This window comes from Microbacterium sp. Bi128 (assembly GCF_918698205.1).
This window is the reverse complement of the sequence record NZ_CAKKMM010001675.1, coordinates 1-1,032: the sequence shown is the minus strand read 5'-3', so window position 1 is coordinate 1,032 and position 1,032 is coordinate 1. Positions and strand designations below refer to the sequence as shown.

Genomic DNA, 1,032 nt, shown 5'->3' with positions numbered 1-1,032 from the left:
CGCCTGATCATCCGCGACGAGGCCGTGCACGGTTACTACATCGGCTACAAGTTCCAGAAGGGCCTGGAGAAGGTCTCCGAGGAGCGCCGGCAGGAAATCAAGGACTACACCTTCGAGCTGCTCTTCGAGCTGTACGAGAACGAGGTCCAGTACACGCACGACCTCTACGACTCCGTCGGCCTGGCCGAGGACGTCAAGAAGTTCCTGCACTACAACGCCAACAAGGCCCTGATGAACCTGGGCTACGAGGCCATGTTCCCGGCCTCCGTCACCGACGTGAACCCGGCGATCCTGTCGGCCCTGTCGCCGAACGCGGACGAGAACCACGACTTCTTTAGTGGGTCCGGTTCTTCGTACGTGATTGGCAAGGCTGTCAACACTGAGGATGACGACTGGGACTTCTAGTCTTTTGTGAGATGTCGACCTAGTAGTTGGAAGAATGGCACCCTATTTGTAAGAAACGCATCGTCTTGTTGGAAGTCTTCCAAATAGCTACCACTAAAGCGGGCCTTGCACGGCAAATCGTGCAGGGCCGCTTTGTGCGCTCTCGGCGGCTCTTGGCTTGATGACGACTGCGCAGGGAGTCGGTTCCAGCGGACGTTTTGGAGTGCAGGCAGCGCATCGCTCGCTCCTGTTGTGCTCATTGAAACCTGGACGGCCCCGCACGCCATACGCGTGCGGGCCCATTTTTGCGGGACGCGACCCCAACATTTCCGCTTCATGGGCAAAGCACACCCTTCAGGCGCTCACCGCTCAGGCCGGTGGCGCGCCGGTCCTACTCCGCCGTCCGCTACGGGTTCCCGTCCGGCTCGAGGAGGGCCTAATTGGCGGCGTCGCAAAGCCTCTATAGCCGGGCGGCGCTGGTGGAGTGTGACGGGTCTACCCTAGTTGCATGGAGAACCAGAGGGGCCCGTTGTATCTGGACGTCGCGGCGAAGGGCCTGTCCCTGGCGGGCGTTGTGATGATGGTTTTTGGGCATGGCGGTTGGTTCACCGTCGGTCTTTCCCTCGTGTTCATCGGCGTGCTGATTGG

At 60.4% G+C, this 1,032-nt stretch carries 1 protein-coding gene; it reads left to right on the top strand.

Annotated features, from left to right (window positions below; genetic code table 11):
• Positions 1-405, top strand: a 405-nt coding sequence (locus LQV45_RS35435; protein ID WP_230012733.1) for a ribonucleotide-diphosphate reductase subunit beta, incomplete at its 5' end; no start/stop codon positions are given.
• Positions 406-1,032: the final 627 nt, after the last annotated feature.